The sequence below is a fragment of the Roseibium algicola genome (genome assembly GCF_001999245.1).
In the GTDB taxonomy this organism is placed as follows: domain Bacteria; phylum Pseudomonadota; class Alphaproteobacteria; order Rhizobiales; family Stappiaceae; genus Roseibium; species Roseibium algicola.
In genome coordinates this window covers 4,534,545-4,560,083 of sequence record NZ_CP019630.1, presented here as the reverse complement: position 1 = coordinate 4,560,083, position 25,539 = coordinate 4,534,545, and the positions used below count along the sequence as shown (strand labels likewise).

The window sequence follows — 25,539 nt, the reverse complement described above, 5'->3', positions numbered from 1 at the left end:
GTTCACGGTCTCGGTAATAATACTGCGTCGCACAAACTTCATTTCTCTTGTGCGACGCCAGCGGCTAACGTCCCCTTAGGATTTCATTCCGGGGGACGTTTTCGTGAAACACGCGATCAAGACGCAGGAAGCTGCGGACCTCATTCCAGACGGAGCCACCCTGCTGGTGGGAGGTTTCATGGGGGTGGGGTCGCCCCACCGGTTGATTGACGCCATCGTGGCGAAAGGCACCAGAAACCTGACGATTGTCGCCAATGACACGGCCATGCCGGGTCGTGGCATCGGCAAGCTCGTCAGCGCAGGTTCGGTTTCAAGGGTGATCGCTTCTCACATCGGCCTCAACCCGGAAACCCAGCAGAAGATGATATCCGGCGAGATTGATGTCGAACTGGTTCCCCAGGGGACGCTGGTCGAACGCATCCGGGCGGCCGGCGTCGGTCTGGGTGGCATCCTGACCCCGACCGGCATCGGCACGCTCGTCGAAGAAGGCAAGCAGAAGATCACCGTCGACGGCAAGGAATATCTTCTGGAGACCCCCATCCATGGCGATTTCGCCCTTTTGGCCGCCTACCGGGCGGACTACGTCGGCAATCTGGAGTATTCCCTCACCGCCCACAATTTCAACCCGACCATGGCTCTGGCGGGCAAGACCGTTATCGCGGAACCGCACACGATCGTACCCGTGGGTGTGATTTCGCCAGATAGCGTGAAAACACCCGGCATTCTCGTCGATCATCTTCTGGAAAGGGCAGCCTGATGGACGACAAGGAAATCATCGCCCGCCGCGTGGCACAGGAAATCAAGGCCAGTACGCTGGTCAATCTCGGCATCGGCCTGCCGTCACTGGTGGCCAATTACCTGCCGAAGGAAGTGCATGTCTTCTTTCAGGCCGAAAACGGTGTGATCGGCCTGGGCGCCCGCCCGCCGGAAGGGATGGAAGACCCCGACCTCACCGATGCCGGCGGCGGTTTCGTGACCGCCGTTCCGGGAGCTGCTTCCATCGACAGCGCCATGAGCTTCGGCCTGATCCGCGGCGGCCATCTGGACATGACGGTTCTCGGCGGCCTGCAGGTGGATGAACGTGGCTATCTCGCGAACTGGATGATACCGGGCAAGATGGTTCCGGGCATGGGCGGTGCAATGGATCTTGTGGCCGGCGCCAAACAGGTGATCGTCGCAATGGTTCACACGGCCAAGGGCCACCCCAAGATCCTGAAGGAATGCACACTTCCCCTGACGGCTCGCCGTCGTGTCAGCCTGATCGTGACGGAAATGGCCGTGATCGAACCCACGGACGACGGCCTCGTCCTTCGAGAAACGGGCCCCGGCCTGAGTGTCGATGATGTCATCTCCGCAACAGAAGCCTCGCTGATCGTTCACGGGGACGTCCCGACCATGCGGCTTTGAAGGAAGACTGGTCAATGCGCGTGTCCAGTACCAAGCAAACCGGCAAGGGTGTCCACGCCCTCCTCGATCTGCCGTGCATTCGCACCGGCAAAGCCGACAATAAGCCCCGGCCGCCCTCCTGCGGCTAGATAACAATTGCTGAGCGGTGAAACGGCAAAGCCGTGGTCCTGCATGGCGACTGCAAGGGCAATATCGTTGACGGGCTCCCGGAACATGACCGTCAACTGCACATTGCCTGTAAGAGGCGCAACTTCCACACGATTGCCCAGCCTCTGCCGTAACGCGCCGGCGAGCATCGTCCCCCGCTCGAGATAGACCGGACGGATCTGTTTCAGGTGCTTCTGATAGGCCCCGCAATCCATGAAGTGGGCGAGTGCAGCCTGGGCCTGAACATTGGCAGAACAGCCGATATTGCGCATGGTTTGGGTGAGCGGGGCCACAAGAACCTCAGGCACGACGCAATAGGCAATCCGGAGCCCGGGGAGCAGGCTCTTCGCGAACGTGCCCATGTAAACAACCTGTCCCTCATCCGCCAGACCGTGCAGCGCAGCCACAGGCCGGCCCTCGAACAGGAACTCGCTGTCATAGTCGTCTTCCAGGATCACCGCGCCGCAGGTGCGCGCAACATCAAGAAGCATCAGACGCCTCGCCAAGGGCATGCGTGCCCCAAGGGGATAGTGATGGGACGGTGTGACATAGATCAGCTTTGGCGGCTGATCCAGATGAGCCATCTTCGACGCGTCCGCGCCCTCGCCGTCGGTCGGCAGCGGCCGGATCGTCAGACCTGCCCCGGAAAAGGCCGTCCGCGCGCCGAGGTAGCCGGGCTCCTCCAGCCAGACGTCGTCACCCGGATCAGTGAGCACCTGGCTGAGCATCGTCAGGCTGGCCTGTGTTGAGCTGGTGACAAGAATCCGATGAGGGTCAGCCCGAACCCCGCGTTCGGCCGCAAGGTGCCGGGCGATCTGCCGCTTGAGCACCTCAAGACCGGCAAAATTCTGATAGTGGAGATCCGCGCTGCGCTCGAGCCGGGCGGCCCTGCGCAGTGATCTTGCCCATTCCTCGTAGGGAAACAGATCAAGTGCTGGCGCACCCGGTTGCAAGCCTCCCTGGCGATAGGCCCACCCCTCGCCGCGCAAGTTGGCACTCAGTGTCCTGCCTCGTTGCGACAGCTTCAGCCCGAATGCTTCCACCTTGCGCTGCGCCTGCACACCTTCCAGCACCAGCCCTTCGGTAATGCGGGGAGCAGCGCCGGTGCGCACGGTGATCACACCTTCGGCTTGCAGAAGGTCATAAGCCGTGTTGACGGTGTTGCGTCCAACGTTGAGCGACGCCGCCAACCGCCGCGTGGATGGCAACTTTGTTCCCGAGCGCAGCAAGCCTGTGCGCACGGCGTCACGAAAGCCGCGATAGATCTGTTCCGCCAATGGCACGTCTGCCGACCGCTCAAGAGACAGGATGCCTTCAGGAAAAACTGGTTCTGTCATTTTCCAAAAACCGGACCTTCTTTGGAGCCAATTTATCGGACAAACAGCACAACACAAGACAAACAGTCAATTGGAGACGAGACCATGTCCACTCTGGAAAAACGCCAGGCAGCGGATCTGCCCCGTTATGCCAAGATCCGCCAGATGAACCGCGGCGGATACGACAGGACCGTTGCCTACGACATTCTGGATGCGGGCCTTGTCGCCCATTGCGGCTTCATTCACGAAGACCGACCGATGGTGATCCCGATGGCATATGCCCGGATCGACGACCGCATCTATATTCATGGAGCGAGCACCACCCGCATCATCAAGTCAAACGCGGACGGCGTACCGGCGAGCCTTACCGTCACACTTGTAGATGGTCTGGTGGTCGCGCGTTCCGCTTTCCATCATTCCATGAACTATCGCTGCGCGATCGTGCATGGCACGGCGAGGCTTGTCGAAAGCGAACAGGAACAGATCGAGGCCCTGGCCGCTATCACCGACCATCTGCTGCCTGGCCGCTGGGATGAATGCCGCGAAATGATGCCGAAGGAACACAAGGCAACCGGTGTGCTTGTCATGGATATCGACCATGTCAGCACGAAGGTCCGCACCGGCGGACCGGTGGACGACAAGGAAGATCTCGGGACCGATATATGGGCTGGTGTGGTGCCTGTGGTGACCGCACTCGGCCAGCCCCTGTCGGCCCCTGATGTGCCTGCCGAAACGCCGGTTCCCGCCTCGGTTCCAGCCGCCCGCAGGAAGTTCGCATAAGCTGACAGCCTTCAGCACACAAAAAGAAAACCCCGCCGGAAATCCCGGCGGGGTTTTCAGTTTGCCCACGGCTGACCGCCCTGCTGCTTTTAGCTGGAGGCCAGGATCTGCTTGACCTTGGAACAGTAGCGCTTGCTGACCGGGTTCATCCGCTTAGCGAAATGGCCGGCATTGTAGCGCAAGATGGTGCCACAAACGTCGCCGCCCGCCTTCTTGTGTGCGCCGGCAAGATACTTCATGCCCCATTCCAGATTGGTTTCGGGGTCATAGAGCGCCTTGGTCGACCCGCGGTAGCCGATGCCACGCGCGGTTGCCGGCTTGATCTGCATCAGACCGACTTCACCGGCGCTGCCGCGTGCACGCGGATTGAAGTTGCTCTCCACCTGGACCACTGCCTTGGCGATCTTGACCGGCACACCATGTTTGGCGGCGGCCTTTCGGATGAGCTTGGCGTATTTGTCGTTGCTGACAACAGCCGTCCGCTTCGGGGACACCTTGCGCGTCAGGCTGGCAGTTCTTGTCTTCTTGGCAGGTTTTTCCTGCGTTTCCTGCTTGCTCGATTCAATGATGTGCAGGATCGGTTTGGAACCAGAGCCGACCGACGGCTTGGCTTCGGCAGGTTCGCTCTTCTTGTCCGGGTCGATGATATGGAGGATCGGCTCCGACCCGGAACCCGTACCTTTAGCCATTGCAGCCGGTGCTGCAAGAGTGGTTGCATAGGCGAAAAGGCACAGCGCCCCAGTAAGTGTCTTGAATGACCGTAACATTCAGTCCAGCCCTTTTGGTTTTCGTTGCGTTGAAATCAGGCGGGAGAAATGCCGGAGCTATTGGACGAAAATGGGCGCTAATACATCACGAATTATTTCAAATTATTACATAAAATTACAGGAATTTAATGCTGTTCTTAGTCATTTTCTGTAGTTTGTGGCCAAAATTAGCAAGCAATTCGGCAATGGATGGGCCATCAGAAGAAATTCTGTGACCACTCGTGGCGCAGAGCCGTCTAAAAATGCTGCGTTGCGGGAACTAATTTTGTTGACTGCGCGTTTATTTCGTTGGTCCGAACTCGTAACCGCACAAAAACCAAACCGACCGTTCGATCAGGCTGACAGGGAAGGCAGCTTGCGCAGCAGCGCATGCAACGTTTCGATGGTCGATTGATCGACGACACCGTCAACCTTCTCTGGTCGGAAATGGCGTTGAAACGCGGCAACCACCTGGCGTGTCTTCAAGTCGAAGTCCCCGGTGATGTCCAACTCGTAGCCATAGAGTGCGAGCATTGACTGCACCGCTTCAACAGGCTGGCCGCTATCGCCTTCCTGCATCAGCAGGCCTGCCCCGAGTGGAAACGGTTTTACATATAAACCGATGCCGGCTTCTGACAGGCGATCCCATGGGAACAGTTCACCCGGGTCCTCCTTCCGGGCAGGAGCAATATCCGAATGCGCCAGGATCATCCACGGATGGATCCCGTGACGGGCACAGATATCGCCAACAAGCGCGACAACGGCTTCGATCTGTGGCTCCGGAAACGGCTGATAGCCGTGCTCGTGCCCCGGATTGACAATCTCGACGCCGATCGATCGGGAATTGATGTCGGTCTCGCCTTTCCAGAAGCTCCGCCCCGCATGCCAGGCCCTGCGGGATTCCGGCACGCATTGCAGGATGCTGCCATCCTCGTTGACGACATAGTGGGCAGAGACTTCCGAACGAGGATCACACAGGCGCTGCAAGGCTTCTTCGCCGGTCGGCATGCCGGTGTAATGGAGCACGACCATATCCACAGGGGCTCCCTGTGCCCGCTGTCCGTGGTTGGGAGACGGATGGACCCTGGCCTTCACACCGGTATCAGTCGCAACGCTCATATACCTCTTTCCGCGCAGATCTTCGCCCAGGCTTCGTTCAGCGCCGCAAGACGATCATTCGCAATCCTGACGAACTCCTCCGGAACGCCTCTTGCGATCAGCCGGTCGGGATGCGTTTCCTGGACCTCTCGGCGGTAATGGGACTTGAGTTCACCGTCACTTGCCTCCGGTCCCAAACCCAGCACCTCGTAGGGGTTGCCATCATTGCGCACATGTCTGGCGAGTATCCTGGAAAACTCCCGGTCATCGATCCCGAAGACCTCCGCCACTCTGGAAAGGTAGCCTATTTCGCTTTCGTGGACGACGCCGTCAGCTTTCGCAATGTGAAAAAGCCCATCCAGAATGTCGAGCAGCGTCTTGCGGTCGTATGGGAACAGATCCGCCAGTTTCTTGGCATAGACCTCGAAGCCGGCAATGTCTTCCTGCGCCAGATTGAACAGGCGGGCGACATTTCGTTCTTCGTTGGGCGGTACATCGAAAAGTTCGCGGAAAGCGATAATTTCATCGGTGGTCACCACACCATCGGCCTTGGCCATCTTGGCCGACAGCGCAATCATCGCAACGGTGAAACCGACACTGTTGGTCCCCTCCGGCCGCGCAAGCACGAGCTGGACCAGGCGGTCGACGATCTGCGCCCCTCCTGATCCGATCGAACTTACAATAGCGCCGAGGCTACTCCAGACACTCACACTTCAGCTCCCGCTGGGCCGGTGGGAAAAGGCAGGCAGGAAAGCTTGCCGTGAACCGCATGAATCGATGCGTTGCAGACTCTTATCGGCATGGGCCGGATTTGACCAGATCAACGCTCGCCTGTCCCCATTGGTGCTTCAGCTGGTCGCGCCCCTGGACAAGCGAAAACCGAGTTCCCGAACGCCGATGTTTTGGACCTTCGAATGGACCACTGCAACGCAGCTCCGCAGTTTGCGGACAGCCAGGCCTGCCCCACCATTTTCCTCGGGTTTCCCTTGGGTTTGAGCAACCTTGCGATTCATGATGGTTAAAGGAATTACGCTTAGCCTTTCGCGACTCGTGTTCGCAAGATGGTTCCTCGCCGGATGGCAGTCCCCCTGGGAAGAAGCAACATTGTCATTTTTTTCATTTCCATGTCGCTGGTGCTGACGCTGGCGCTGGGTGTCTACGCGAGCAATCGTCTTCTAACGCACTGGCTGGTCGTCCGGGGTCTTGAGCAAGCTTTCCTGCCGCAGGAAAAGACTTTCAACTCGATCCTGCAGGCATTGGCGAGCCGGATCGAAACCGAACCGGCAGCCGACATGTCCGCATTGCGGCTGACCGAAGAGGCTTCTGCCGACAGACGGAAGCCGAACGACCTGGTTGGCGAACTGCAACGCAATGCCGGCCAGGCTCCGGAGACATCCAAGGTACTGGACGCGGTCGCGATCTTCCCTGCGCCAACCGGATCCAGCCTCCAGCGCCCCTCACCGGTGCAAATTCACTGGCATAGTGAAGGGCGGCTTCGTACCAGTAATACGATCTCGCAGGCCAAGGCCGCTCTGAACGGCAACAGCCCGCTCGTTGCCATCCCGGACATGTCGTGGCACGGATCGTTTGGGGCGAATGCACTGATTGCCTACCGTCCCGAAGGAGCCTCCCCGGACTTTCCGGGGCTTTTGCTGTTGGTGACCCAGTCGGAAATCCTGAATGGCCTCACGCCGCTGATCTGGTTGATCAGTGCCGCGATTGGCGGTCTTTGCCTGGCCTCCTTCATGTTTGCTGGCATTCTCCTCTGGCTGCGCTTCTATGACCAGCTCCAGACCAGCAGAGACATTCAGTATCTGGCACATCACGACACGCTGACAGGTTTGCCGAACCGCGCCGTCTTCAACGCGCGCCTGACCGAGGCGCTGCGCCTTGCACAGGCCAAGGCTTCCAATATCGGCGTCATGCTGATCGACGTCGACAAGTTCAAGGAAATCAACGACACCTATGGTCATGGCATCGGCGACGTTTTTCTTCAGATCGTGGGGGAACGCCTGAAGGCGGTTTTCGGAAACCACCTGGTCGCCCGCCTTTCAGGCGATGAATTTGCTGTCATGCTGACATCCTTGTCCGACCCCGCCCGCATGACCCGACTTGCAACGGACATGATTGCCGCAACCGAAGCTCCCTGCACGATCGACGGCAAGGACATCAGGATTTCGCTGTCCATTGGTCTTGCAAGGGCAACCGACGGCTCCTGGCGCTCCTCTCGTTTGCTTCATTGCGCGGACCTTGCTCTATATCGGGCCAAACACAGCGGGCGTTCCACCTTCTCGTGGTACACACAAAGCCTTGATGCAGAGGCGCAGAAACGCAAGGAAGTGGAAGAAGGACTCGCCAAAGCACTCAAGTTCAACCAGTTCAAGTTGCTCTATCAGCCGCAATATGCGCTGAAGGACGGAACACTGAAAGGCTATGAGGCGCTGATCCGCTGGGACCATCCCACCAAGGGTATCATCCGGCCGGACGATTTCATCCCGATTGCAGAAGACACGGGCCTTATCGAGGAAATCGGAACATGGGTCCTCAACCACGCCTGCCGCGAAGCAGCGTTATGGCAGGACCGCTCGCGCAAGGTCGCAGTCAATGTTTCTCCCGCTCAGTTCATTGCCGGCGAAACCCAGAAACGCGTTGCCCAGGCGCTTCAGAATTCCCGTCTAGACCCCAAGCGGCTTGAAATTGAAATCACCGAGAGCCTGCTGATTTCGAACACGGACGCAGTGATCGAGACACTTCAGCAGATCCGCGACATGGGTGTTTCTATCGCCATGGACGATTTCGGAACCGGCTATTCATCGCTGAGCTACCTGAGCCTGTTTCCCTTCGACAAGATCAAGATCGACAAGGCCTTCATACAGAACCTCGGCAAGGATGCCAGTACCGACGCCATCGTGACGTCGATCGTGGGCCTCGGCCGCTCGCTGGATGTCACGATTACCGCGGAAGGTGTCGAAACCGAGGAACAGGCCATTCTGCTGAGCGCGGCCGGATGCGATCTCGTCCAGGGTTTCCTGTTCGGCAAACCTGATACAGTTGCAAAACACGAGGCCGCGTATCCGGTGTTTCCACTCAGCCCAGCCGGTAGACGCTGGTTCCCCCGAATGCAGCATCAAGCGACGTCGGCGCAGGTGCCACCGCGCATTCGCCTTGCCCCCAAACTTGCCAAGAGCGTGAGGCCCGCTGCCCCGCAACCGGCGACTGGTGGGAACAGCGAAGACCCGACGCCGCAGATTGAGCAGGTCCCCTTGCAGACTGCAGGCTGAAAACCGCGATTGAAGGTTTTCAGAGGCTGACCCCGGCTGCGGCATCCTGAGCGGCCGACTGCCGTTCGCGGTCTGCCTTGCGTTCGGAGTAACGATCGACGAGATAGTCCGATCGGCCACGAACCAGCAGCGTGAACTTGACGAGCTCTTCCATGACATCGACCACCCGGTCGTAAAGGGCCGATGGTTTCATGCGGCCATCGTCGTCAAATTCCTGGTAGGCCTTGGGCACCGACGACTGATTGGGGATGGTAACCATCCGCATCCAGCGGCCGAGGACACGCATCTGGTTGACTGCATTGAAAGACTGCGAACCTCCCGAAACCTGCATCAAGGCCAGTGTCTTGCCCTGTGTCGGCCGGATGGCGCCAAAACTCAGCGGGATCCAGTCAATCTGCGACTTGAGTACACCGGTCATTGCCCCATGGCGTTCGGGAGAGCACCAAACTTGTCCTTCGGACCAGGCACATAGATTTCTCAGTTCGGTGACTTTGGGATGATCGGCACCGCTGTCATCGGGAAGCGGCAGACCTGATGGATCGTAGATCCGGGTCTCCGTACCATAAGCCTGCAGCAGTCTTTGTGCTTCGTGCACGAGGAAGCGGCTGTAGGACCGCTCGCGCAGGGAACCATAGAGCAGCAATATCCGCGGTGGATGCGACGGCCCCGTTGGAACCTGCAACTTCTCCCGGTCGATTTCCTGAAAGTCTGCCGCCGTCACGTTCTTCAAGTCTGCATGCGAACTTTTCGGCTCAGGCATCTGGCGCTCCGGACGAAACCACTTCGCCGTCTTCCTTGGTGAAAGACCCGATATCCTTTGGCAACAGGTCCAGCACCTTCTCGGACGGACGGCACAGGCGGACGCCTTTTTCCGACACCACGATCGGCCTGTTGATCAGGATCGGATGTTCCATCATGAAATCGATCAGTTGGTCGTCCGTCCACCTGTCCTCACCGAGACCCAATTCATCATAGGGCGTTCCCTTCTGGCGAAGGATGTCCCGCACCGGAAGACCGGTGCGCTTGATGAGGTCAACGAGTTCTTCGCGGCTCGGCGGTGTTTTCAGATATTCGATAACCTGCGGCTCAACGCCGGATTTACGGATCATTTCCAGCGTGTTGCGGGACGTGCCGCATTTCGGGTTGTGATAAATCGTCATGCTCATGTGAGGTATCGTCCTGTCAAAGTCCCGAAGGTTTCTTAAAATCTGCTGCCGGAAAACAGCAGACAGCGGGATCGTTGCCGCAGCAGTCTTCCATCAGAAAACCCAGAAGGTTCCGCATGCGGTCATAGTCGACCGCATAAAGAATATGCCTGCCCTCCCGGCGGGTCGTCAGCAGCCCGGCCCGTTCCAACGTGGTCAGATGAAACGACATCCTGGTTGGCTGTATGTCCAGTCGCTCGGCAACCGAGCCGGACGGCAACCCATCTGGCCCGACCGTCATCAGCAACCGGAACGCCGCCAGCCGGTCTTCCTGTGCCAAGGCACCCAATGCAGAGACTGCTTCCTGATCTTCCATAATTCGATACCACAAGAAATTTTGGAATATTCAACAAATGAACGCGAACATTCCCCTGTGTGCATATCACATGGCTGCAGCGGCGCGAGCGGCCTGATCGTAGTTGCCGGACACCAGTCGCAATGTAGCGGCAAGTTTGGAGAGTTCGTTTTCGTCGAGGCCCAGCGCCTTCATTGGCTTGACCAGGAGAGCCTCGCGCAGACGCCGGTACTCAAGGCAGGCAGTTTCGCCTGATTTCGTGATTTCGGCGGTCTTTTCCTTGCCCCGACGGCCAGATGAAATGAGGCCAGCCTTTTCAAGCTTCTTCAGCGCATAGGTAACCGTGTGAGTGTCTTCGATGTTCAGCACAAGACAGATGTCTGACAGTGTCTTTGCTCGGCCGCGGTGATTGACCGAATGAAGCACAAGCACATCAAGGGGACCAAGCCCCTGCGACCCGCTGGCCGCCATGCAGCGTACCATCCATCGGTGATAGGCATTGACCATCATGGTCACCGCGAATTCGATCTCCGAAAGCGCAGGCATTGCACCGGAGGCAAGATGCGCTGCAGAGACAACAGGCCCGATGGGGGCATCGCTTCTGGAGTCGGGATTATCCGTCACATCTGATCTCCGGCACAGTTTGGTTTTTCAGCGGGCCTCCGACCGAAACCGGTCGAAGGCCCTTTTCTGATCGTTTCAAAGGTGTGCGTACATCCGCCCCTATTCGGTCACGGGGAGGAATGCACTAGTTGCTCAACATCGTCTGCGGCAACCAAAGAGCCAAGCCCGGAAAGGTCACAATCAAGACGATTGCCAGGATCATCAACAGGAAGAACGGCAAGGCCATGCGGGCAACCTTGAAGATGTTGTACCCCGTCATGCCTTGCAGCACGAACAGATTGAACCCGACAGGTGGCGTGATCTGGCTCATTTCGACCACCAGCACCAGGTAAATACCGAACCAGATGAGATCGAGGCCTGCCTGCTCCACCATCGGAAGGATCACGGAGGTCGTCAGAACCACCACCGAAATGCCATCCAGAAAACACCCGAGCACCACGAAGAACAGCGTCAGGGCAATGAGGAGCGCGTAGGGTGACAGGTTCAGCGAACCGATCCAGGCAGCCAACTCACGCGGGATGCCGGTGTACCCCATGGCAACGGTCAGGAATGCTGCGCCGGCCAGAATGAACGCGATCATGCAGGATGTTCGCGTTGCGCCCATCAACGCTTCAGCAAAGCTCTTGCGGCTCAACGTTCCGCTTACCCAGGACAGAAGCAAGGCAAGCATGACGCCGATGGCCGCCGCCTCTGTGGGCGAAGCAAGACCCGCGTAGATCGAGCCGATCACACCGACGATCAGACCGATCACCGGAAACAGCCTGCGCGTTGCAAGAAGTCGCTCGATGAAGGGAATGACTTCCTCCTTCGCAGGCATCTTGTCCTTGTTCAGCAGTGCCCAGATCGCGACATAGCCCATGAACAGGAGGCAAAGCATTGCCCCTGGCAGAACGCCTGCCATGAACAACCGCGCAATCGACTGCTCGGTCGCAGCGCCATAAACAATCAGGATGATCGATGGCGGAATGAGCAGGCCCAGTGTGCCCGACCCTGCCAGCGTGCCGATCGCCATGCGTTCGTCATACCCGCGCTGCTTCAATTCAGGCAGAGACATACGACCGATGGTGGCGGTGGTAGCGGCTGAAGAACCCGACACGGCGGCAAAGATACCGCACCCGAGAATGTTCACATGCAGCAGCCGGCCCGGCAGATTGCGCATCCAGGGCGAAAGACCGGCGAACATGTCCTCCGACAGACGAGATCGGAACAGGATTTCACCCATCCAGATGAACATGGGCAGCGCCGTCAGATCCCAGGAGTTCGATGCCCCCCAAACCGTCGTTGCCAGAACGGGACCGGCAGGCGCAGATACAAGAACCATCATTGCAGCAAGCGCGACGGCAAACAGCGCAACGGCTACCCAGATACCGGTTGCAAGCGCCGCCAGCATTCCAATGCCGAGCAGGAGGGCGACAAGGGAGAGATCCATTATTCTTTCCCCTCTATCGGATCGGCCTTCACGACCGATTCAAAACTCGGCGCCTTGCCAGTGAGCGCCATGATCAGGTCGTCCAGCAAAGCGATTGAGAATACCAGCAGTCCGAAAGTCATCACCGACTGCGGAAAGACGAGCGGGATCGGAATGACGCCGTAGGAGGTTTCGTTGAATTTGATGCTGTCGAGCGCAAGCTGTCCGGCGTTCCACGTAAAGAATGCCGCCAGCGCAAGAGCCACCGCAACCGCCCAGACATTCAGGATACGCGCCCCAGCTTTGGGCACGGACTGCAGCAGGATCGCGACCCTGATGTGATCACCGTTGCGCAGCGTCCCGGATAGGGCAAGAAAGGATGCCCCTACCAGCAGAAAACCTGCAATTTCAGCAAGTGAAGGAACCTGCAGCCCGAGTGGCTCAAGACCAAAAACCGTTCGAGACCAGTCGAATATGCGTCCAAACACCTGAAGAACAACGAGACTGGCAATGACAACGAGACAACACGCAGCCATAGCCGTTGACGCTTGATAAAGCGTATTCAAAGCCTTTCGCATCGGCTTCCCCTACCGGATGTGCAGCTGATATTAAAAAAACGCCGGACTTGTTAGGTCCGGCGCTTCTTTAGCTGTTTAGTTTTTATAGGCTTCGAGAACGGCTTGGCCGGTTTCACCGGCTTCCTCTTGCCATTCGGTAGCCATCGTCTCGCCAATTGCTGCGAGATCCTGGATCAGCTCGCTGCTCGGCTGAACGACAGTGATGCCGTTGTCGACAAGAACCTGGGTCTGCGTCTTGGTTTCTACCTTGGATGCTTCCCAGCCGCGCTTCTCAGCAACATCGGCGGCTTCAAGGACAGCTGCCTTTTCGTCGTCGCTCAGGGCGTCGAAAGCACCCTTGTTGACGAACACCATGTTTTTCGGCAGCCAGGCCTGGGTGTCATGATAGTGGCTCAGGAAGTCCCAGGCCTTGGAATTCGCACCGGTGGACGGTGACGTGATCATGGCTTCGACACGACCGGTGGAAAAGGCGGTCGGAATATCCGGCACTTCAACCTGCGTCGGCACGGCGCCAGCCAGCTGGGCCAGGCGTTCAGTCGCTGTGTTGTAGGCACGGAATTTCAAACCCTTGAGATCATCACCCTTGGTGATTTCCTTTTTGGCGTAGATACCCTGTGGCGGCCACGGCACGGCATAAAGCAGCTGCAGTCCCTGCTCGCCGAGCTTTTCTTCCAGTGCAGGCTTCGACGCCTGGTAAAGCTTCCAGGCCTGATCATAGGACGGAGCCAGGAAAGGTACGGAATCCACTCCGAAGACCGCGTCTTCGTTGGAAAGGCGGGACACCAGAATTTCGCCGATCGGGGCAAGCCCCTTGCGGACCGAGTTCTTGATTTCCGGATGCTTGAACAGCGATCCCGCAGAGTGGATCTGAATGACCAGCGAGCCGTCAGTCTTTTCCTTCACTTCTTCAGCGAAGGCGGCAATGTTCTGTGTGTGAAAGTTGCTGTCACCATAAGGTGTCGGCATGTCCCACTTGGTTTCAGCGGAAGCAGCGGTGAAACCCGCAAGGCCGAATGCGGCGGCAGCAGCCAGATGGATTCCGGCACGTGTCAGGGAACGAGATTGCAGCATGATTTTCTCCTCTAGGAAGCGGGGATTACCCGTCGGGATGCTGCTCGAGGTGCATTCTTCGAACACCTTGTGGAGCACATCTTCACAAACACTAGACTCAAAAATCACCAACATCAACAATTTATCGATAAATTGTAATTGTCATCTTCAAAACCAAAGCGTCCTTCCCTCCGCGAAAAGGATTGGCTAGCGTTCCGGCCAGACAACCTGGAAACCTGAATTCGTGCCAAACACCAACCAACGCCTCTTGACTGGCAACAGCGCCAACCGCCTGATTTTGGCGCTCATTTTGGCAGTGGCGGCCTTGCTACGCTTTCAGAACCTGGACAGGACGAGCCTTTGGTACGATGAAGCCGTCAGCTGGATCCAGTCCAAGGGAACCATCGCCGAGCTGTTGACCGCCGTTGCAGCTGACAATTATCCGCCACTGCATAATATTTTGCTCTGGCTGACGATGCCCTTGGCAGGTGACAGTGAAACAGCATTGCGCTTGCCATCCGTGCTGTTGGGCGTTCTTGCCGTCTGGCTAATCTTTCTGACTGGCAAGACGCTGGCCGGAAACACCACTGGCCTGCTTGCTGCCGCTCTCCTGACCGTCTCACCGTTCCACATCTGGTATTCGACAGAAGCCCGCATGTATGCCCTGCTGGCAACATGCGGGCTCGCCTTTCTGCTTCTGGTTCTGAAAAACCTTGAAAGGTCATCGGCCTGGCGGCTGGTAGCGCTTGGAGTGGCTGGAGCCCTGTTCCTCTACAGTCACATCTACGCCCTTCTGGGCTTCGCATCCGTTGGTGTGGTCTGCGGCATCCTGGCATTGACCGGCATTTTGAAATCCGGCCGCATCAGTCTCACCAATGCGGTTCTTGTCTGCCTTGCAATGGCAGCAAGCGCGCTTGCCTTTTTACCTTGGTTGATCATCCTGGCGATGCGAGCAAGGTCGGTGGCCGAAGAAGGCTTCTGGATTGCTTATCCTGATCCGACGTTTCTCATCAACATCGCTTTCAGCATAGCCGGGTCACTGCCATTGTTCTGGGTGCTGGCAGGTTTGGCTGTCGCCAGTCTCCTGACCATCGTTCACCTGCCAGGCAGGTACTTCGGCAAACCGCAAAGTACGGATGCAATCCTCGTTTGCTTTGCCTACACCGTTGGTCCACCGCTTTTGGCCTATCTCTATTCCATAAGCGTGCAGCCGATCCTTTTTGATCGATACCTGATCGCGGCATGGCCAGGGCTTATCCTGCTCGCCTCGGTAACAGCCCAGCGCCTGGCGCCACAGGTTGCACCGATCGCACTGTTTGCTGCCGCGATATGGTTGAGTTTCCCCGAATTGAAATTCACGCTGCTGGAGAGAATACGCCCCGAATGGCGCCTGATCGCACGTGACTATCTGGAACAGAAAGCCGATGGCGATCATCTCTTGCTGTTCAAGGGATTTGCCGCACCGGCCCTGTCTTATTACCTGCGCGACCCCAACACCTTCACGCCAGTTGATACAATTGCCGAAATAAACAAGGGCACCGCTGATGCCCGATGGCTATTGATCGTCCACACAAGCAGTGATGAACTAAGCAAAGCGCAAGAAGCCTTTGCCCCGCGGGAAGGCACTCCGGCAGCCAGGCGCTTTGGCTGGGGAGCCAGTGGCCTGACACTTTTGGAGCGAGACCCTGTCGAATAATCTCACTCGCCTGGATGCAAGTCGCAAAACAACCAGAAACAGACAGCAACAGCCGCAAGTACCCCTGCACCAATTGCAACTTCCAGCAAAAGCCCAAGCAGGGAAACGCCGAGAAACAGGGCGACAAGCAGGAAGATGCCAACGAACCAGAGGTCTGCTGTCAGTATACTGATTGTGAAGTCGACAGCCTCCGCCAGACGCAGCAGAAACGGATCCCGTTCTTCTGATTTATCGTTTTCCAACATCGCCAGCTTTCAGTTTTCCCTTTTACCACAAGGTCATATGGGGGTACCGCAGGCGATAAAAAGATCAAATAACAACCCATTCAGATTTTTTCATCGACATTTTATCGATAAAATGTCAGCATAAATTCACTTGCTATCAAAACGCTAATTATCGGCATGGAATCGCGTGTTCCTTAAAGCCGGCAGCATCAGAGGGAAGATCATGACAGCCAAGTGGGATTTCTGGATCGACCGTGGCGGCACCTTTACCGACATCGTCGGCAGGTCACCGGACGGCACGCTGCATCCGCACAAGGTGCTCTCCGAAAATCCGGAAGCCTATCGCGATGCCGCCATTCAAGGCATCCGGGAATTGCTTGGTGTGGAAAAAGGCGCGACTATTCCCTCGGACAAGATCGCGACCGTAAAGATGGGCACGACCGTTGCCACCAATGCACTTCTGGAGCGCAAGGGTGAGCGAACAGCTCTGTTCATCACGAAAGGCTTTCGGGATGCCCTCGAGATCGGCTACCAGGCGCGACCGCATATTTTTGCCAAGGAAATCATAAAGCCTGAGCTGCTCTATGAGAGCGTCCACGAGATTGTCGAACGTGTCCGCGCCGATGGCGAACTGGAACTCGCGCTGGACGAAGGACAGGCCCGTAGTGCAATGCAGGCCGCATGGGATGACGGCATTCGCTCCATCGCAATCGTGCTGATGCACGCTTACGCCTATCCGGCCCATGAACAACTTCTGAAAAAGATTGCTGAAGACATCGGCTTCCCGCAGATCTCTGTGTCCCATGAAGTGTCACCGCTGATGAAGCTGGTGGGACGCGGCGACACCACTGTGGTCGACGCCTATCTGTCACCCATCCTGCGACGCTATGTGAACCAGGTACAGGAAGAACTGGGCGAAGGTCCGCGGCTGATGTTCATGCAGTCTTCCGGAGGTCTCACCGCTGCAGACCTCTTCCAGGGCAAGGACGCAATCCTGTCCGGCCCGGCCGGAGGTGTTGTCGGCGCAGTCGAGACCTCACGCATGGCCGGTTTCGAAAAGATCATCGGTTTTGACATGGGCGGCACGTCTACAGACGTCTGCCACTACGACGGCGACTACGAACGCGCATTCGAAACGGAAGTCGCCGGTGTGCGCATGCGCGCTCCGATGATGATGATCCATACGGTTGCAGCTGGCGGCGGTTCGATCCTTCATTATGCAGACGGCCGCTTTCAGGTGGGCCCCGATTCAGCCGGGGCAAATCCGGGTCCGGCCTGCTACCGACGCGGCGGGCCACTCACCGTTACAGACGCCAACCTGATGACAGGCAAACTGGCACCGGAATTCTTTCCGAAGATCTTTGGCCCGGACCAGGATCAGCCGCTTGACGGCGATGTAGTTCGCAAACGTTTCACGGATCTGGCTGTGCGCATTGGCGATGGACGCACCCCGGAAGATGTTGCAGACGGCTTCTTGAAAATCGCCGTCGAGAACATGGCCAATGCCATCAAGAAGATTTCGGTCCAACGCGGCTACGACGTGACCGAATACGCGTTGACCTGCTTCGGTGGCGCTGGTGGCCAGACCGGCTGCCGCGTTGCTGACAGTCTCGGCATGAAGACCGTCATTCTGCACCCGTTCTCGGGCATCCTGTCGGCATACGGCATGGGACTGGCTGATATCCGCGCAGACCGGCAACAGGCCGTCGTGAAGACACTTACGGACGATTTGATCCCTGAACTGCAGGCTCTTCGTGATCAGCTTGCCAGCCAGACTGAAGCAGAACTCGACAGGCAGTCGATCACTGCCGCCGCGCGCCGCACGACCGCAACCGCGCATTTGCGTTACGACGGCACGGACACGCCGCTACCGGTCCCCCTCGGGTCCGTCTCTGAAATGCGGGCAGCCTTTGAGGATGCACACAAAAAACAATTCGGCTTTGCCTATGAGAAAAAACCGGTCGTCGTTGAAGCCCTGGAAGTCGAAACGGCCGGTGGCGGCGCCGGTCTCACCGAGCCGGATCTGACATTGGCCACAGGGACGGCCTCCCCGGCAACCTCCACAAGCATTTACTCCGAAGGCACCTGGCACAAGGCCGGTATCTTCAAACGCGAAGTGCTGAAACCGGGCATGAAGGTGACCGGACCGGCGGTGATCATCGAACCACATGCCACGATCGCGGTTGAAGACGGCTGGCAGGCGGAAATCAATTCAAAGGATCACGTGATCCTGAAGCGTATCGTGCCGTTGAAACGCGCAGAAGCCATCGGAACGCACGCCGACCCGGTCATGCTCGAAGTGTTCAACAACCTGTTCATGTCTATTGCGGAACAGATGGGGGTCACCCTTCAGAACACCGCATACTCGGTCAACATCAAGGAACGTCTTGATTTCTCTTGTGCCGTCTTCGACGCAGACGGTGCACTGGTTGCCAACGCACCACACATGCCGGTTCATCTGGGGTCCATGGACCGTTCGGTGGAAACGGTCATCAAGCTCAACAAGGGCAAGATCAAGCCGGGCGACGTGTTTGCATTGAACGCCCCGTACAACGGTGGCACGCACTTACCGGATATCACAGTTGTGTCGCCGGTCTTCGATGACGAAGGCAAGGAGATCCTTTTCTGGTCGGCGTCCCGTGGCCACCATGCTGATGTCGGCGGCTCTGCCCCAGGCTCCATGACGCCGCGCGCGACCAACGTGGACGAGGAAGGTGTTCTGTTCGACAACTTCAAGATCGTCGACGAAGGACGTTTCTGCGAACAGGAACTGGTTGAGCTTCTGACCAACCATCCCTACCCCGCCCGCAACCCGCATCAGAACGTCGCCGATTTGTCCGCACAGATCGCCGCAAACGAAAAGGGTATCCAGGAACTTAGGAAGATGGTCACCCACTTCGGACTGGACGTGGTCCAGGCCTATATGGGGCACGTTCAGGACAACGCGGAAGAAAGCGTTCGCCGCGTGATCGAGGCGCTGAAGGACTCCGAATACGAGTATCCGACTGACCAGGGCTCCGTGATCAAGGTCAAGATTACCGTCGACAAATCAAAGCGCGAGGCAACGGTCGACTTTACCGGGACCTCCGGCGTCAAGCCGAACAACTTCAATGCGCCGGAACCTGTGACCCGTGCGGCAATCCTTTATTGCTTCCGGGTGATGGTAGACGGCGACATTCCGATGAACGCCGGCTGTCTCAAACCGATCAACATCATCATCCCGGATGACTGCATGTTGCGGCCTTCCTATCCGGCTGCGGTCGTGGCGGGTAACGTGGAAACGTCCCAGCATGTCACCAATGCCGTCTTCGCAGCTCTTGGTGCCATGGCCAATGCTCAGGGAACGATGAACAACCTGACATTTGGCAACAACACGTATCAGTACTATGAAACCATCTGTTCCGGCTCGCCGGCAGGGCCTGGCTTCAATGGTACGGATGGTGTCCACACCCACATGACCAACTCGCGGCTAACCGACCCAGAAGTATTGGAGTTCCGTTTCCCGGTTCTCCTGGAGGATTTCCATATCCGCAAGGGGTCCGGTGGCAAAGGCAAATGGTCAGCAGGTGATGGTACCAAACGGACCTTGCGTTTCCTTGAGAAAATGGACTGCGCGATCCTGGCGTCACACCGTACTGTTCCGCCGAAAGGATTGGACGGTGGCAGCGACGGTGAACTCGGCCGCACCGAAGTTCGGCGGCTGAATGGCGAGATCCAACAACTGGAGGGCTGTGATCAGACGGTTCTTGAGGCAGGAGAAGCGGTCACCGTTATCACGCCCACAGCGGGCGGTTGGGGCCACGCCTGATCCAAATTCCAATAGATCGAAGAAAAAGAACGGCTACCTGATTGGGTGGCCGTTTTTTTGTTATCTCGCTGTAGATATGCACATCGTCACTTCTACCTATACGAGAATTATTCTTTCTCTCAGGGACAAAGTTTACCGTTTTTTCAATCTGAGTCCGCCTAAACTGACACAACCTCAACTCTGGCGCTGCCTATGGCGCTGAGAAACTCGGGCTTTTGAGAAATGTTTGCATCAAATCCCATTGCAACTTCAGTTGCCGCAAAAATTCTAGCATTGGTTGCTTTCCTCAGTCTTGGCCTGCTTGTTGTGGCCGCAGTTGCCATCGTTCAGATGGGAATGATCGGGAAGGAACTTCAAAACATTGCGGAAAAGGATATTCCACTCACGCAAGCAATCAGTCAGGTTGCCAATCATCAACTACAGCAGGCAGCGGTGATTGAACGGATCATGCGCGTATCCGGCCTGACCTCCGGCGAAGATGCTGAATCAACCGCTGCCTTGAAATCCACTTTGGCCGCTCTGAACGAACAGGTTTCCGATGAAATTCTGAAAGCGGAAGCACTCGCCCTTTCGGCGCTGGAAAAGTCGGCATCCGATACGCAAAGGGACGAGTTTTCCCAAACGCTCGAACAGCTCAAACGCATCGAGAACGAGTACCAAACCTATTCTGCAGAAATAGCTGGTATCTTGGCGAAGATCGAACAGAACAACCTCTCCGATGCGAGCACCCTTCTCGTTGAGTTGGAAAAGGAACAGACTCGCCTCGACCATGAACTGGTGTCGCTACTCACCGAGATCGAGCGTTTTACGCAAACAGCGGCGTCATCTGCAGAAGAACACGAGAAACAGGCCTTTCAGCAAATCGCGATCACCGCGGCGCTGACTTTGATTTTGTGCCTTGTCGGCTCAGTCCTTTTCGCCAGATATCTGATTTCCCGTCCCTTGCACCAGGTCACCGCAGGCCTTCTGGAGCTCGCTAGAGGCAACACGGATGTGGAAGTCAATGTACGCACGAATGACGAAATCGGTCAGGTGGCAAGCGCATTCGAAACCTTCCGTGAAAACACGATCGAGATGAAGCGCCTGCAGGAACAGGCTCGCGAAGAAGAAATGCAGGCAGAAGCGGATCGTCGCGATACAAGATTGCGGTTGGCCGACGAGCTTGAAAGGCTCCTGATGACCAGCTGCGACACAGCGGTTTCTGCATTGAGTGAACTTGCGTCCGGTGCCGACGAATTGGCGCGCAACAGTCATGAGACCATTGAAAGGTCCAACACGGTTGCCGCTGCAGCCGAACAGGCCACAGCATCGGTCCAATCTGTTGCATCCGCGTCTGAGGAACTGGCGAGTTCAATTCACGAAATCAGCCGCCAGATTACACTCGCGAATTCCTCCACCTCTCGTACATCTGAACAGGCCGAAGTTTCCGGAGAGACAGTCGGAAAACTGTCTACATCGGCAGAGGAGATCACGGATGTCCTGAAACTGATCAGCGACATTGCTGCCCAGACCAATCTGCTGGCCTTGAACGCAACTATCGAAGCAGCGAGAGCTGGCGAAGCAGGCAAGGGATTTGCCGTCGTGGCTTCTGAAGTAAAGGCGCTAGCCACGCAAACCGGACAGGCAACCGATCAGATTGGTTCACAGCTGAGCGGTGTCCAGTCCGGGGCGGCAACCTGTTCTGATGCAATTACCACGGTTGTCAAAGCCATGATGGAAATTCGCGAACAGATTTCCGGAATTGCCTCTGCGATTGAAGAGCAAAACGCAGTTACGTCAGAAATAGCCAAAAACGCGCATCAGGTCGCGCAAGGGAGTGCCGACATTACCTTCAATATCTCCGAAGTGAACCAGGCAGCGCAGATATCCGGCGACAGGGTGCAGGAAGTCGTGGGAGGCATTCAGAACATTTCCTCCCAGATAACGACAATTCGCGACGGGTTAGGCGATTTTCTCGGTCACCTGCGCGCAGCTTGACAACTGCTCGCCACGCTCTCCGGAACACCTGCCAAAACGACTGACCGTTGCCCCGTGTCCGCAACGCGGACACGGGGATCTGGAGCCGTCCGGTTTTCAACTCCCGTTCCTGCGGTTAATCCGTGCAGACCAGAAAATTCCAAATGACCGATCTGTCGCTTGCCGGACCAAGGTAAAGCTCGATACAGATCTTGTCGGGAACCCGTCTCTTCAAGATCTTCACATTGTTCATGGGAAATCTCAGCGACCCTTGCTCCACCAGAAGCAGAACGCGGTTGCGCGAGAGACCAAGCCCTTTTGCAAGGACCTTATCCAGACGAACCTGGACGTGATCCGAATTCAGGATTGTCAGCGCCACTTTGCAGGCATCTGCACCGTCGCTGGCAACCATTCGTCGTTTCAAGCTGAAATCAGTGCCCCCCTTGCCTCCGCCTCTCCCTTTGGTGTTGCAGGCGAAGGTGCTCGCCACTCCCTCATCGTTCCCCTGCAAGGCTTCGATGAGTTCTGCCGAAAGGCTGCTCACGGCTCGACGTTCAAAAATGGCCCTGTTCCATCTGCTTCCACAGTCATCGCAACGATAGATCAGCCAGGCGTCAAGCTGGCTTCCATTCGCGTTCAACCGGAATTTGCCCGTCGAACCAAAAGGTTTCACAAATCCGCATCGTTGGCAGGGACGCTTTATTCTAGGTGTCTGAGAACGGACAACGGACCATTCCATGTTCAATATAGACGACATTCCGTGGGTCTTCCTCGCACGGGAAGTCCGTCACAGGCAGTCGGGACGGCCGGACAGCGTCAGCTATCGGCACTCAGTCTGGCTGGAAGCTATTTCGAAATGTATGCAGTGAGCCGAAACAGGATCAGATGCGCATGGCCAAGCCACACCGGCCCCGATCCGCCGCCAGGACGAACAAAGTTCATGACGCATTCGAGCGAATGCATGGCGGGATCGATGACCGGTCAGAGTGTTGGCAAAACAAACGTCCAAATTGAAACAGATGAGCCTCGATAGCGCTTACGAAAATGACAAGCAAGCTCAACTTGGAGTTTCGACGAGACGTCGTTTGAATTGTGTTTAGGTGTTGCGCGCCTGCAAAGCCAGAGCGACCAGTGCAGGCCTCAGTTCAGACGGATCTTCCAATGGATCTGCAAACCAGAGACGTTCAACCTTATCTCCAGCCACAAGATCAACGCCTTCGGGATCCAGACAGGCAAGCCGCCAATTGGCCTCTCCGGCCTTCAGCAAATTCTGCGCATAAAGTTTCACCGCATCCCTATGGTCTGCGTTCATATGCGCAACCGCTCCGGCTTCCATTGAAGACCAGTCACCAGGCGAACTAACTTTTGCCAATAAGTCCTCTTCCTCCAATTCAAAAGCCTTGCCAAAGCCTCCATTCAGGCTGGCCCTGGAGAGCTCCAACCTGAAAAAGGAAAAGTCTCCGAAATCGACATAAAGTTCGGCTTTGGGATGACGAGAGAGGTAACGGTTGCGCAACCGCTCATGATCCGAACTTCCTCTCGATATCTTCACTGCCTTGCAGAAAAGAGAAATTCTCGGATGAGCGAGCGGATCGCCTTTTCCAGGTTCGCCCAACAATAGCGAACATGAAGGGTTCTCCAGAATTGCCGCCGTGTGTCCGGATAATGTACTTGTGAGGATGACAGGTGCACCATCCAAATCGGTCGCCACCGCAACCCGACTGGCAAGTGGATGCCGCGTTTCGGCTTCGAGCACCGCCAAAGCACCAAACCTCGCGGTTCTGATCAACTCCTTAGCCAATCTTCTGGCTTGATCATCGGTCGGCCGGATTACTGATTTCGGTTCTTTTTCCAGGCTCACGGCCCCTCCAAGTTCTGTTTTCTGTCGGCGCAGACAATTTGCATTCCACGGTTTTCGCCTTCCCCCCGAATTCTGAACGTCAGATGAACAGACATCTCAGAACCGGTTCAGGGCGCCTATGCGATTGTCTCACCATCAGATACGGCGCCAATCGAGAACAGCGCCTGCCTTTGGAGAAAACCAATGAAGACCATGAGCAAACGTCTTGTTGCCGCCGCCCTCACTGGCGCCCTTCTTTTGCCGACCTTCGCGGCTGCTGAAGCCGGCTCGCGCAACGGTTGGCGTGACCACCGTGGCGGCCACCACCATAACCAGAGACACAATAATCGAAATCATAACCGACACAAAAACAATGATAATCTTGGCGCGGCTGTCGCGGCAGGTGTCATCGGCCTCGCTGCAGGAGCAATTCTGCTGGGTGCGACCCGCCAGCCGAGCTACGCAGGCCCGCCGCCGGTAAATCACTACCCGCCGGCTCCCTATCCTGGTCGCGTCAACACGGCCATCGGTTATCAGCCGTGGAGCCCTGCCTGGTACCAGTACTGCTCATCGAAATACCGGTCGTTCAACCCGTCGACCGGTACCTATACCACCTACCAGGGTGAACAGCGTTTCTGCCAATAAGCTTGCGCCCGCCTGGTGGTACTGAAGAACTCGTGGCAACAAACGACCGACCGGCCGAACCGGTCACCCGTTTGTTGTCATTCTTTTCAGAAGGGTCATGCTCCAAGGGAACTGAACAGCCTCGGTGGGCAAGTGCAACCAGGTTGTTTCGTTCAATCAGCCTGTTTGCATCAATCCGCCATGGTTTCTATTGAAGCGAAACCTTCCGGCGCAGCACCGAAATCGAACGGCGTGTCGACTTCAATGACCTTGTCGGGATAAAATCCATTGAACCTTGTGCGAAGCGACAAGCTGTAGGCACCGATATGGCCAATCTCGATCCAGTCTCCCGTGTCGACTGTCTCCGGCAGCCAGAAAGGCCTGGAAAGAATATCAACGCTGTCGCAGGTTGCGCCGCAGACCTTGAAGGGAACAATCTTGTCGGGCTGACCAGCCCGTGTTTTGCGAGCCGGATCCGGAATGAAACGAGCCGGCAGCGTGATCTTTCCGGTCCAACTGTCGGAAAGAGACGCCCAGATGCCATCATTGATGTAAAGACGGCGCCCCTTTTTCAACAGTACTCTGACAATGAGAGAGATCGATCGGGCCACGATCACTCTGCCTGGCTCGGCGACAAGAGGCAGGTCATCAAATTGCCAATCAGCGATATCGGCTTTCAACTGCCCCATCAATTCCACGAGCGAGGGCATCTCAGGCGCTTTGCGGCGCGGATCGTGACCATAAACGGCCGGAAACCCTCCCCCGACATCAAGCTCCACAACGGGAACGCCAGCACGTGACCTGATCCAATCGGCAGAAGCCAGCGCTCGCTCATAGGTTTCCGGTTCTTCGATCTGGCTTCCAACGTGAAAACACAATCCGCATTTGAACCCGATACGGTCGATCCGTTGTAGCAATTCAACGGCGTGACCTGGAGCCGCGCCAAACTTCTTCGACAACTCGTAAGCAGCATGCCCCTTGGTGGCGATACGAACGAAGAGTGTGATCGTTCCAGGATCTATATCAAGGGCCCTAACAACACGCAGGATCTTCGCGACTTCGTCTTCGTGGTCGAGCGAAAGGGTTCGAATACCGTAGGTTTCCAAAGCTAGCCGAATGTCCGACTGTGCCTTGATAGGATGCATGTAAAGCATCTCAGCCTTCGGCGCTGCCTCTTTCACCGCGGCGAACTCTGCAGGCGATGCGACATCGAAACAACTGATCCCGGCCTTTGCCAGTGCCTCCAGGACAAATGGCTCACCATTCGTCTTGACCGCGTAAGCCGTCTTGCCGGGGAAGAGCGACTGGAATTGCTGTGCGTCATGCCTGAGCACGTCCGGCCGGAAACAATACACAGGCTGATCGGGACGAAGATCCAAGGCGGCGTCAATAGCTGTTTTATAACGTTCCATCAGTCCTTCCGGCGTTAGAAGTCATCGAATAGAAAGGAACAAGC

At 56.9% G+C, this 25,539-nt stretch carries 23 protein-coding genes; 8 read left to right on the top strand and 15 right to left on the bottom strand.

What is annotated here, in order from left to right:
• Positions 1 to 103: 103 nt before the first annotated feature.
• Both B0E33_RS21075 and B0E33_RS21070 read left to right on the top strand, forming a co-directional pair.
• On the top strand, positions 104 to 757 hold the full coding sequence (locus B0E33_RS21075) for a CoA transferase subunit A (protein ID WP_077292340.1): 654 nt from the start codon (positions 104 to 106) through the stop codon (positions 755 to 757).
• Complete coding sequence (locus B0E33_RS21070) at positions 757 to 1,407, top strand: 3-oxoacid CoA-transferase subunit B (protein ID WP_077292339.1); 651 nt, start codon at positions 757 to 759, stop codon at positions 1,405 to 1,407. Before B0E33_RS21075 ends, B0E33_RS21070 begins: the two co-directional genes overlap by 1 nt.
• A gap of 11 nt (positions 1,408 to 1,418) precedes the next feature.
• On the opposite strand, the gene pdxR is transcribed toward B0E33_RS21070, so the two are convergent.
• On the bottom strand, positions 1,419 to 2,891 hold the full coding sequence (pdxR, locus tag B0E33_RS21065) for a MocR-like pyridoxine biosynthesis transcription factor PdxR (RefSeq protein WP_077292338.1): 1,473 nt from the start codon (positions 2,889 to 2,891) through the stop codon (positions 1,419 to 1,421).
• 84 nt (positions 2,892 to 2,975) lie between these two features.
• Between pdxR and B0E33_RS21060 the strand changes: the two genes are divergently transcribed.
• Positions 2,976 to 3,650 (top strand): pyridoxamine 5'-phosphate oxidase family protein, encoded by a 675-nt coding sequence (locus tag B0E33_RS21060; protein WP_077292337.1) that lies wholly within the window; start codon positions 2,976 to 2,978, stop codon positions 3,648 to 3,650.
• An 89-nt stretch (positions 3,651 to 3,739) separates the two neighbouring features.
• On the opposite strand, the gene B0E33_RS21055 is transcribed toward B0E33_RS21060, so the two are convergent.
• From B0E33_RS21055 to B0E33_RS21045, 3 genes are all read right to left on the bottom strand, one after another.
• Positions 3,740 to 4,339 carry a lytic transglycosylase domain-containing protein gene (locus tag B0E33_RS21055; RefSeq protein ID WP_023000473.1) on the bottom strand — a complete coding sequence of 200 codons (600 nt, stop codon included), beginning with the start codon at positions 4,337 to 4,339 and terminating at the stop codon, positions 3,740 to 3,742.
• A 411-nt stretch (positions 4,340 to 4,750) separates the two neighbouring features.
• Positions 4,751 to 5,515, bottom strand: a complete 765-nt coding sequence (locus B0E33_RS21050) for an N-acetylmuramoyl-L-alanine amidase (protein ID WP_077292336.1) — start codon at positions 5,513 to 5,515, stop codon at positions 4,751 to 4,753.
• Positions 5,512 to 6,204, bottom strand: coding sequence for a J domain-containing protein (locus tag B0E33_RS21045; RefSeq protein WP_077292335.1), 693 nt, complete (start codon positions 6,202 to 6,204; stop codon positions 5,512 to 5,514). Before B0E33_RS21045 ends, B0E33_RS21050 begins: the two co-directional genes overlap by 4 nt.
• 366 nt (positions 6,205 to 6,570) lie before the next feature.
• Here B0E33_RS21045 and B0E33_RS21040 point away from each other — a divergent pair, with 366 nt between their 5' ends.
• Positions 6,571 to 8,775, top strand: coding sequence for a putative bifunctional diguanylate cyclase/phosphodiesterase (locus tag B0E33_RS21040; protein WP_208997674.1), 2,205 nt, complete (start codon positions 6,571 to 6,573; stop codon positions 8,773 to 8,775).
• 19 nt (positions 8,776 to 8,794) lie between these two features.
• On the opposite strand, the gene arsH is transcribed toward B0E33_RS21040, so the two are convergent.
• The 7 genes from arsH to B0E33_RS21005 all read right to left on the bottom strand — a co-directional run bounded on the left by arsH (position 8,795) and on the right by B0E33_RS21005 (position 13,956).
• On the bottom strand, positions 8,795 to 9,535 hold the full coding sequence (arsH, locus tag B0E33_RS21035; RefSeq protein WP_206051388.1) for an arsenical resistance protein ArsH: 741 nt from the start codon (positions 9,533 to 9,535) through the stop codon (positions 8,795 to 8,797).
• Entirely contained in the window at positions 9,528 to 9,941 is a 414-nt protein-coding gene (gene arsC, locus B0E33_RS21030) for an arsenate reductase (glutaredoxin) (protein ID WP_055655490.1), read from the bottom strand. Before arsC ends, arsH begins: the two co-directional genes overlap by 8 nt.
• A gap of 16 nt (positions 9,942 to 9,957) precedes the next feature.
• Positions 9,958 to 10,296, bottom strand: coding sequence for an ArsR/SmtB family transcription factor (locus B0E33_RS21025; RefSeq protein WP_023000467.1), 339 nt, complete (start codon positions 10,294 to 10,296; stop codon positions 9,958 to 9,960).
• A gap of 66 nt (positions 10,297 to 10,362) precedes the next feature.
• On the bottom strand, positions 10,363 to 10,821 hold the full coding sequence (locus B0E33_RS21020; RefSeq protein ID WP_208984317.1) for a winged helix DNA-binding protein: 459 nt from the start codon (positions 10,819 to 10,821) through the stop codon (positions 10,363 to 10,365).
• A 202-nt stretch (positions 10,822 to 11,023) separates the two neighbouring features.
• A complete protein-coding gene (locus tag B0E33_RS21015) occupies positions 11,024 to 12,328 on the bottom strand; it encodes a TRAP transporter large permease (RefSeq protein ID WP_077292334.1) in 1,305 nt (434 codons plus the stop codon).
• Positions 12,328 to 12,885 carry a TRAP transporter small permease gene (locus B0E33_RS21010; RefSeq protein WP_077292333.1) on the bottom strand — a complete coding sequence of 186 codons (558 nt, stop codon included), beginning with the start codon at positions 12,883 to 12,885 and terminating at the stop codon, positions 12,328 to 12,330. The genes B0E33_RS21015 and B0E33_RS21010 overlap by 1 nt, the downstream gene beginning before the upstream one ends.
• A gap of 75 nt (positions 12,886 to 12,960) precedes the next feature.
• Positions 12,961 to 13,956 (bottom strand): TRAP transporter substrate-binding protein, encoded by a 996-nt coding sequence (locus B0E33_RS21005; RefSeq protein WP_077292332.1) that lies wholly within the window; start codon positions 13,954 to 13,956, stop codon positions 12,961 to 12,963.
• A gap of 223 nt (positions 13,957 to 14,179) precedes the next feature.
• On the opposite strand from B0E33_RS21005, the gene B0E33_RS21000 reads away from it, so the two are divergent.
• On the top strand, positions 14,180 to 15,631 hold the full coding sequence (locus tag B0E33_RS21000) for a glycosyltransferase family 39 protein (protein WP_077292331.1): 1,452 nt from the start codon (positions 14,180 to 14,182) through the stop codon (positions 15,629 to 15,631).
• 2 nt (positions 15,632 to 15,633) lie between these two features.
• On the opposite strand, the gene B0E33_RS20995 is transcribed toward B0E33_RS21000, so the two are convergent.
• A complete protein-coding gene (locus B0E33_RS20995) occupies positions 15,634 to 15,876 on the bottom strand; it encodes a hypothetical protein (RefSeq protein ID WP_077292330.1) in 243 nt (80 codons plus the stop codon).
• A gap of 202 nt (positions 15,877 to 16,078) precedes the next feature.
• On the opposite strand from B0E33_RS20995, the gene B0E33_RS20990 reads away from it, so the two are divergent.
• Both B0E33_RS20990 and B0E33_RS20985 read left to right on the top strand, forming a co-directional pair.
• Positions 16,079 to 19,663, top strand: coding sequence for a hydantoinase B/oxoprolinase family protein (locus B0E33_RS20990; RefSeq protein WP_077292329.1), 3,585 nt, complete (start codon positions 16,079 to 16,081; stop codon positions 19,661 to 19,663).
• A 222-nt stretch (positions 19,664 to 19,885) separates the two neighbouring features.
• A complete protein-coding gene (locus tag B0E33_RS20985; RefSeq protein ID WP_077292328.1) occupies positions 19,886 to 21,640 on the top strand; it encodes a methyl-accepting chemotaxis protein in 1,755 nt (584 codons plus the stop codon).
• Between the two features lie 115 nt (positions 21,641 to 21,755).
• On the opposite strand, the gene B0E33_RS20980 is transcribed toward B0E33_RS20985, so the two are convergent.
• The gene (locus B0E33_RS20980; protein ID WP_228148137.1) at positions 21,756 to 22,358 is read right to left on the bottom strand and encodes a DUF1062 domain-containing protein; all 603 of its coding nucleotides are present in this window, start codon (positions 22,356 to 22,358) and stop codon (positions 21,756 to 21,758) included.
• 357 nt (positions 22,359 to 22,715) lie between these two features.
• Entirely contained in the window at positions 22,716 to 23,480 is a 765-nt protein-coding gene (locus tag B0E33_RS20975; protein ID WP_077292326.1) for a HugZ family pyridoxamine 5'-phosphate oxidase, read from the bottom strand.
• A 183-nt stretch (positions 23,481 to 23,663) separates the two neighbouring features.
• Between B0E33_RS20975 and B0E33_RS20970 the strand changes: the two genes are divergently transcribed.
• Positions 23,664 to 24,104, top strand: coding sequence for a BA14K family protein (locus B0E33_RS20970; RefSeq protein ID WP_062488097.1), 441 nt, complete (start codon positions 23,664 to 23,666; stop codon positions 24,102 to 24,104).
• A 170-nt stretch (positions 24,105 to 24,274) separates the two neighbouring features.
• On the opposite strand, the gene B0E33_RS20965 is transcribed toward B0E33_RS20970, so the two are convergent.
• Positions 24,275 to 25,495 carry an alanine racemase gene (locus B0E33_RS20965; RefSeq protein ID WP_055655505.1) on the bottom strand — a complete coding sequence of 407 codons (1,221 nt, stop codon included), beginning with the start codon at positions 25,493 to 25,495 and terminating at the stop codon, positions 24,275 to 24,277.
• Positions 25,496 to 25,539 lie beyond the last annotated feature (44 nt).

Excerpts from the sequence above, each read along its gene's own strand:
- B0E33_RS21040 (WP_208997674.1), top strand. The coding sequence starts at position 6,571 with ATGGCAGTCCCCCTGGGAAGAAGCAACATTGTCATTTTTTTCATTTCC.
- B0E33_RS21060 (WP_077292337.1), top strand. The coding sequence starts at position 2,976 with ATGTCCACTCTGGAAAAACGCCAGGCAGCGGATCTGCCCCGTTATGCC.
- arsC (WP_055655490.1), bottom strand. The coding sequence starts at position 9,941 with ATGAGCATGACGATTTATCACAACCCGAAATGCGGCACGTCCCGCAAC.
- B0E33_RS20990 (WP_077292329.1), top strand. The coding sequence starts at position 16,079 with ATGACAGCCAAGTGGGATTTCTGGATCGACCGTGGCGGCACCTTTACC.
- B0E33_RS21005 (WP_077292332.1), bottom strand. The coding sequence starts at position 13,956 with ATGCTGCAATCTCGTTCCCTGACACGTGCCGGAATCCATCTGGCTGCT.
- B0E33_RS20985 (WP_077292328.1), top strand. The coding sequence starts at position 19,886 with ATGTTTGCATCAAATCCCATTGCAACTTCAGTTGCCGCAAAAATTCTA.
- B0E33_RS21050 (WP_077292336.1), bottom strand. The coding sequence starts at position 5,515 with ATGAGCGTTGCGACTGATACCGGTGTGAAGGCCAGGGTCCATCCGTCT.
- B0E33_RS21020 (WP_208984317.1), bottom strand. The coding sequence starts at position 10,821 with ATGCCTGCGCTTTCGGAGATCGAATTCGCGGTGACCATGATGGTCAAT.
- B0E33_RS21010 (WP_077292333.1), bottom strand. The coding sequence starts at position 12,885 with ATGCGAAAGGCTTTGAATACGCTTTATCAAGCGTCAACGGCTATGGCT.
- pdxR (WP_077292338.1), bottom strand. The coding sequence starts at position 2,891 with ATGACAGAACCAGTTTTTCCTGAAGGCATCCTGTCTCTTGAGCGGTCG.
- B0E33_RS21015 (WP_077292334.1), bottom strand. The coding sequence starts at position 12,328 with ATGGATCTCTCCCTTGTCGCCCTCCTGCTCGGCATTGGAATGCTGGCG.
- B0E33_RS20980 (WP_228148137.1), bottom strand. The coding sequence starts at position 22,358 with ATGGAATGGTCCGTTGTCCGTTCTCAGACACCTAGAATAAAGCGTCCC.
- B0E33_RS21055 (WP_023000473.1), bottom strand. The coding sequence starts at position 4,339 with ATGGCTAAAGGTACGGGTTCCGGGTCGGAGCCGATCCTCCATATCATC.
- B0E33_RS21070 (WP_077292339.1), top strand. The coding sequence starts at position 757 with ATGGACGACAAGGAAATCATCGCCCGCCGCGTGGCACAGGAAATCAAG.
- B0E33_RS20970 (WP_062488097.1), top strand. The coding sequence starts at position 23,664 with ATGAAGACCATGAGCAAACGTCTTGTTGCCGCCGCCCTCACTGGCGCC.
- B0E33_RS21025 (WP_023000467.1), bottom strand. The coding sequence starts at position 10,296 with ATGGAAGATCAGGAAGCAGTCTCTGCATTGGGTGCCTTGGCACAGGAA.
- arsH (WP_206051388.1), bottom strand. The coding sequence starts at position 9,535 with ATGCCTGAGCCGAAAAGTTCGCATGCAGACTTGAAGAACGTGACGGCG.
- B0E33_RS20965 (WP_055655505.1), bottom strand. The coding sequence starts at position 25,495 with ATGGAACGTTATAAAACAGCTATTGACGCCGCCTTGGATCTTCGTCCC.
- B0E33_RS20995 (WP_077292330.1), bottom strand. The coding sequence starts at position 15,876 with ATGTTGGAAAACGATAAATCAGAAGAACGGGATCCGTTTCTGCTGCGT.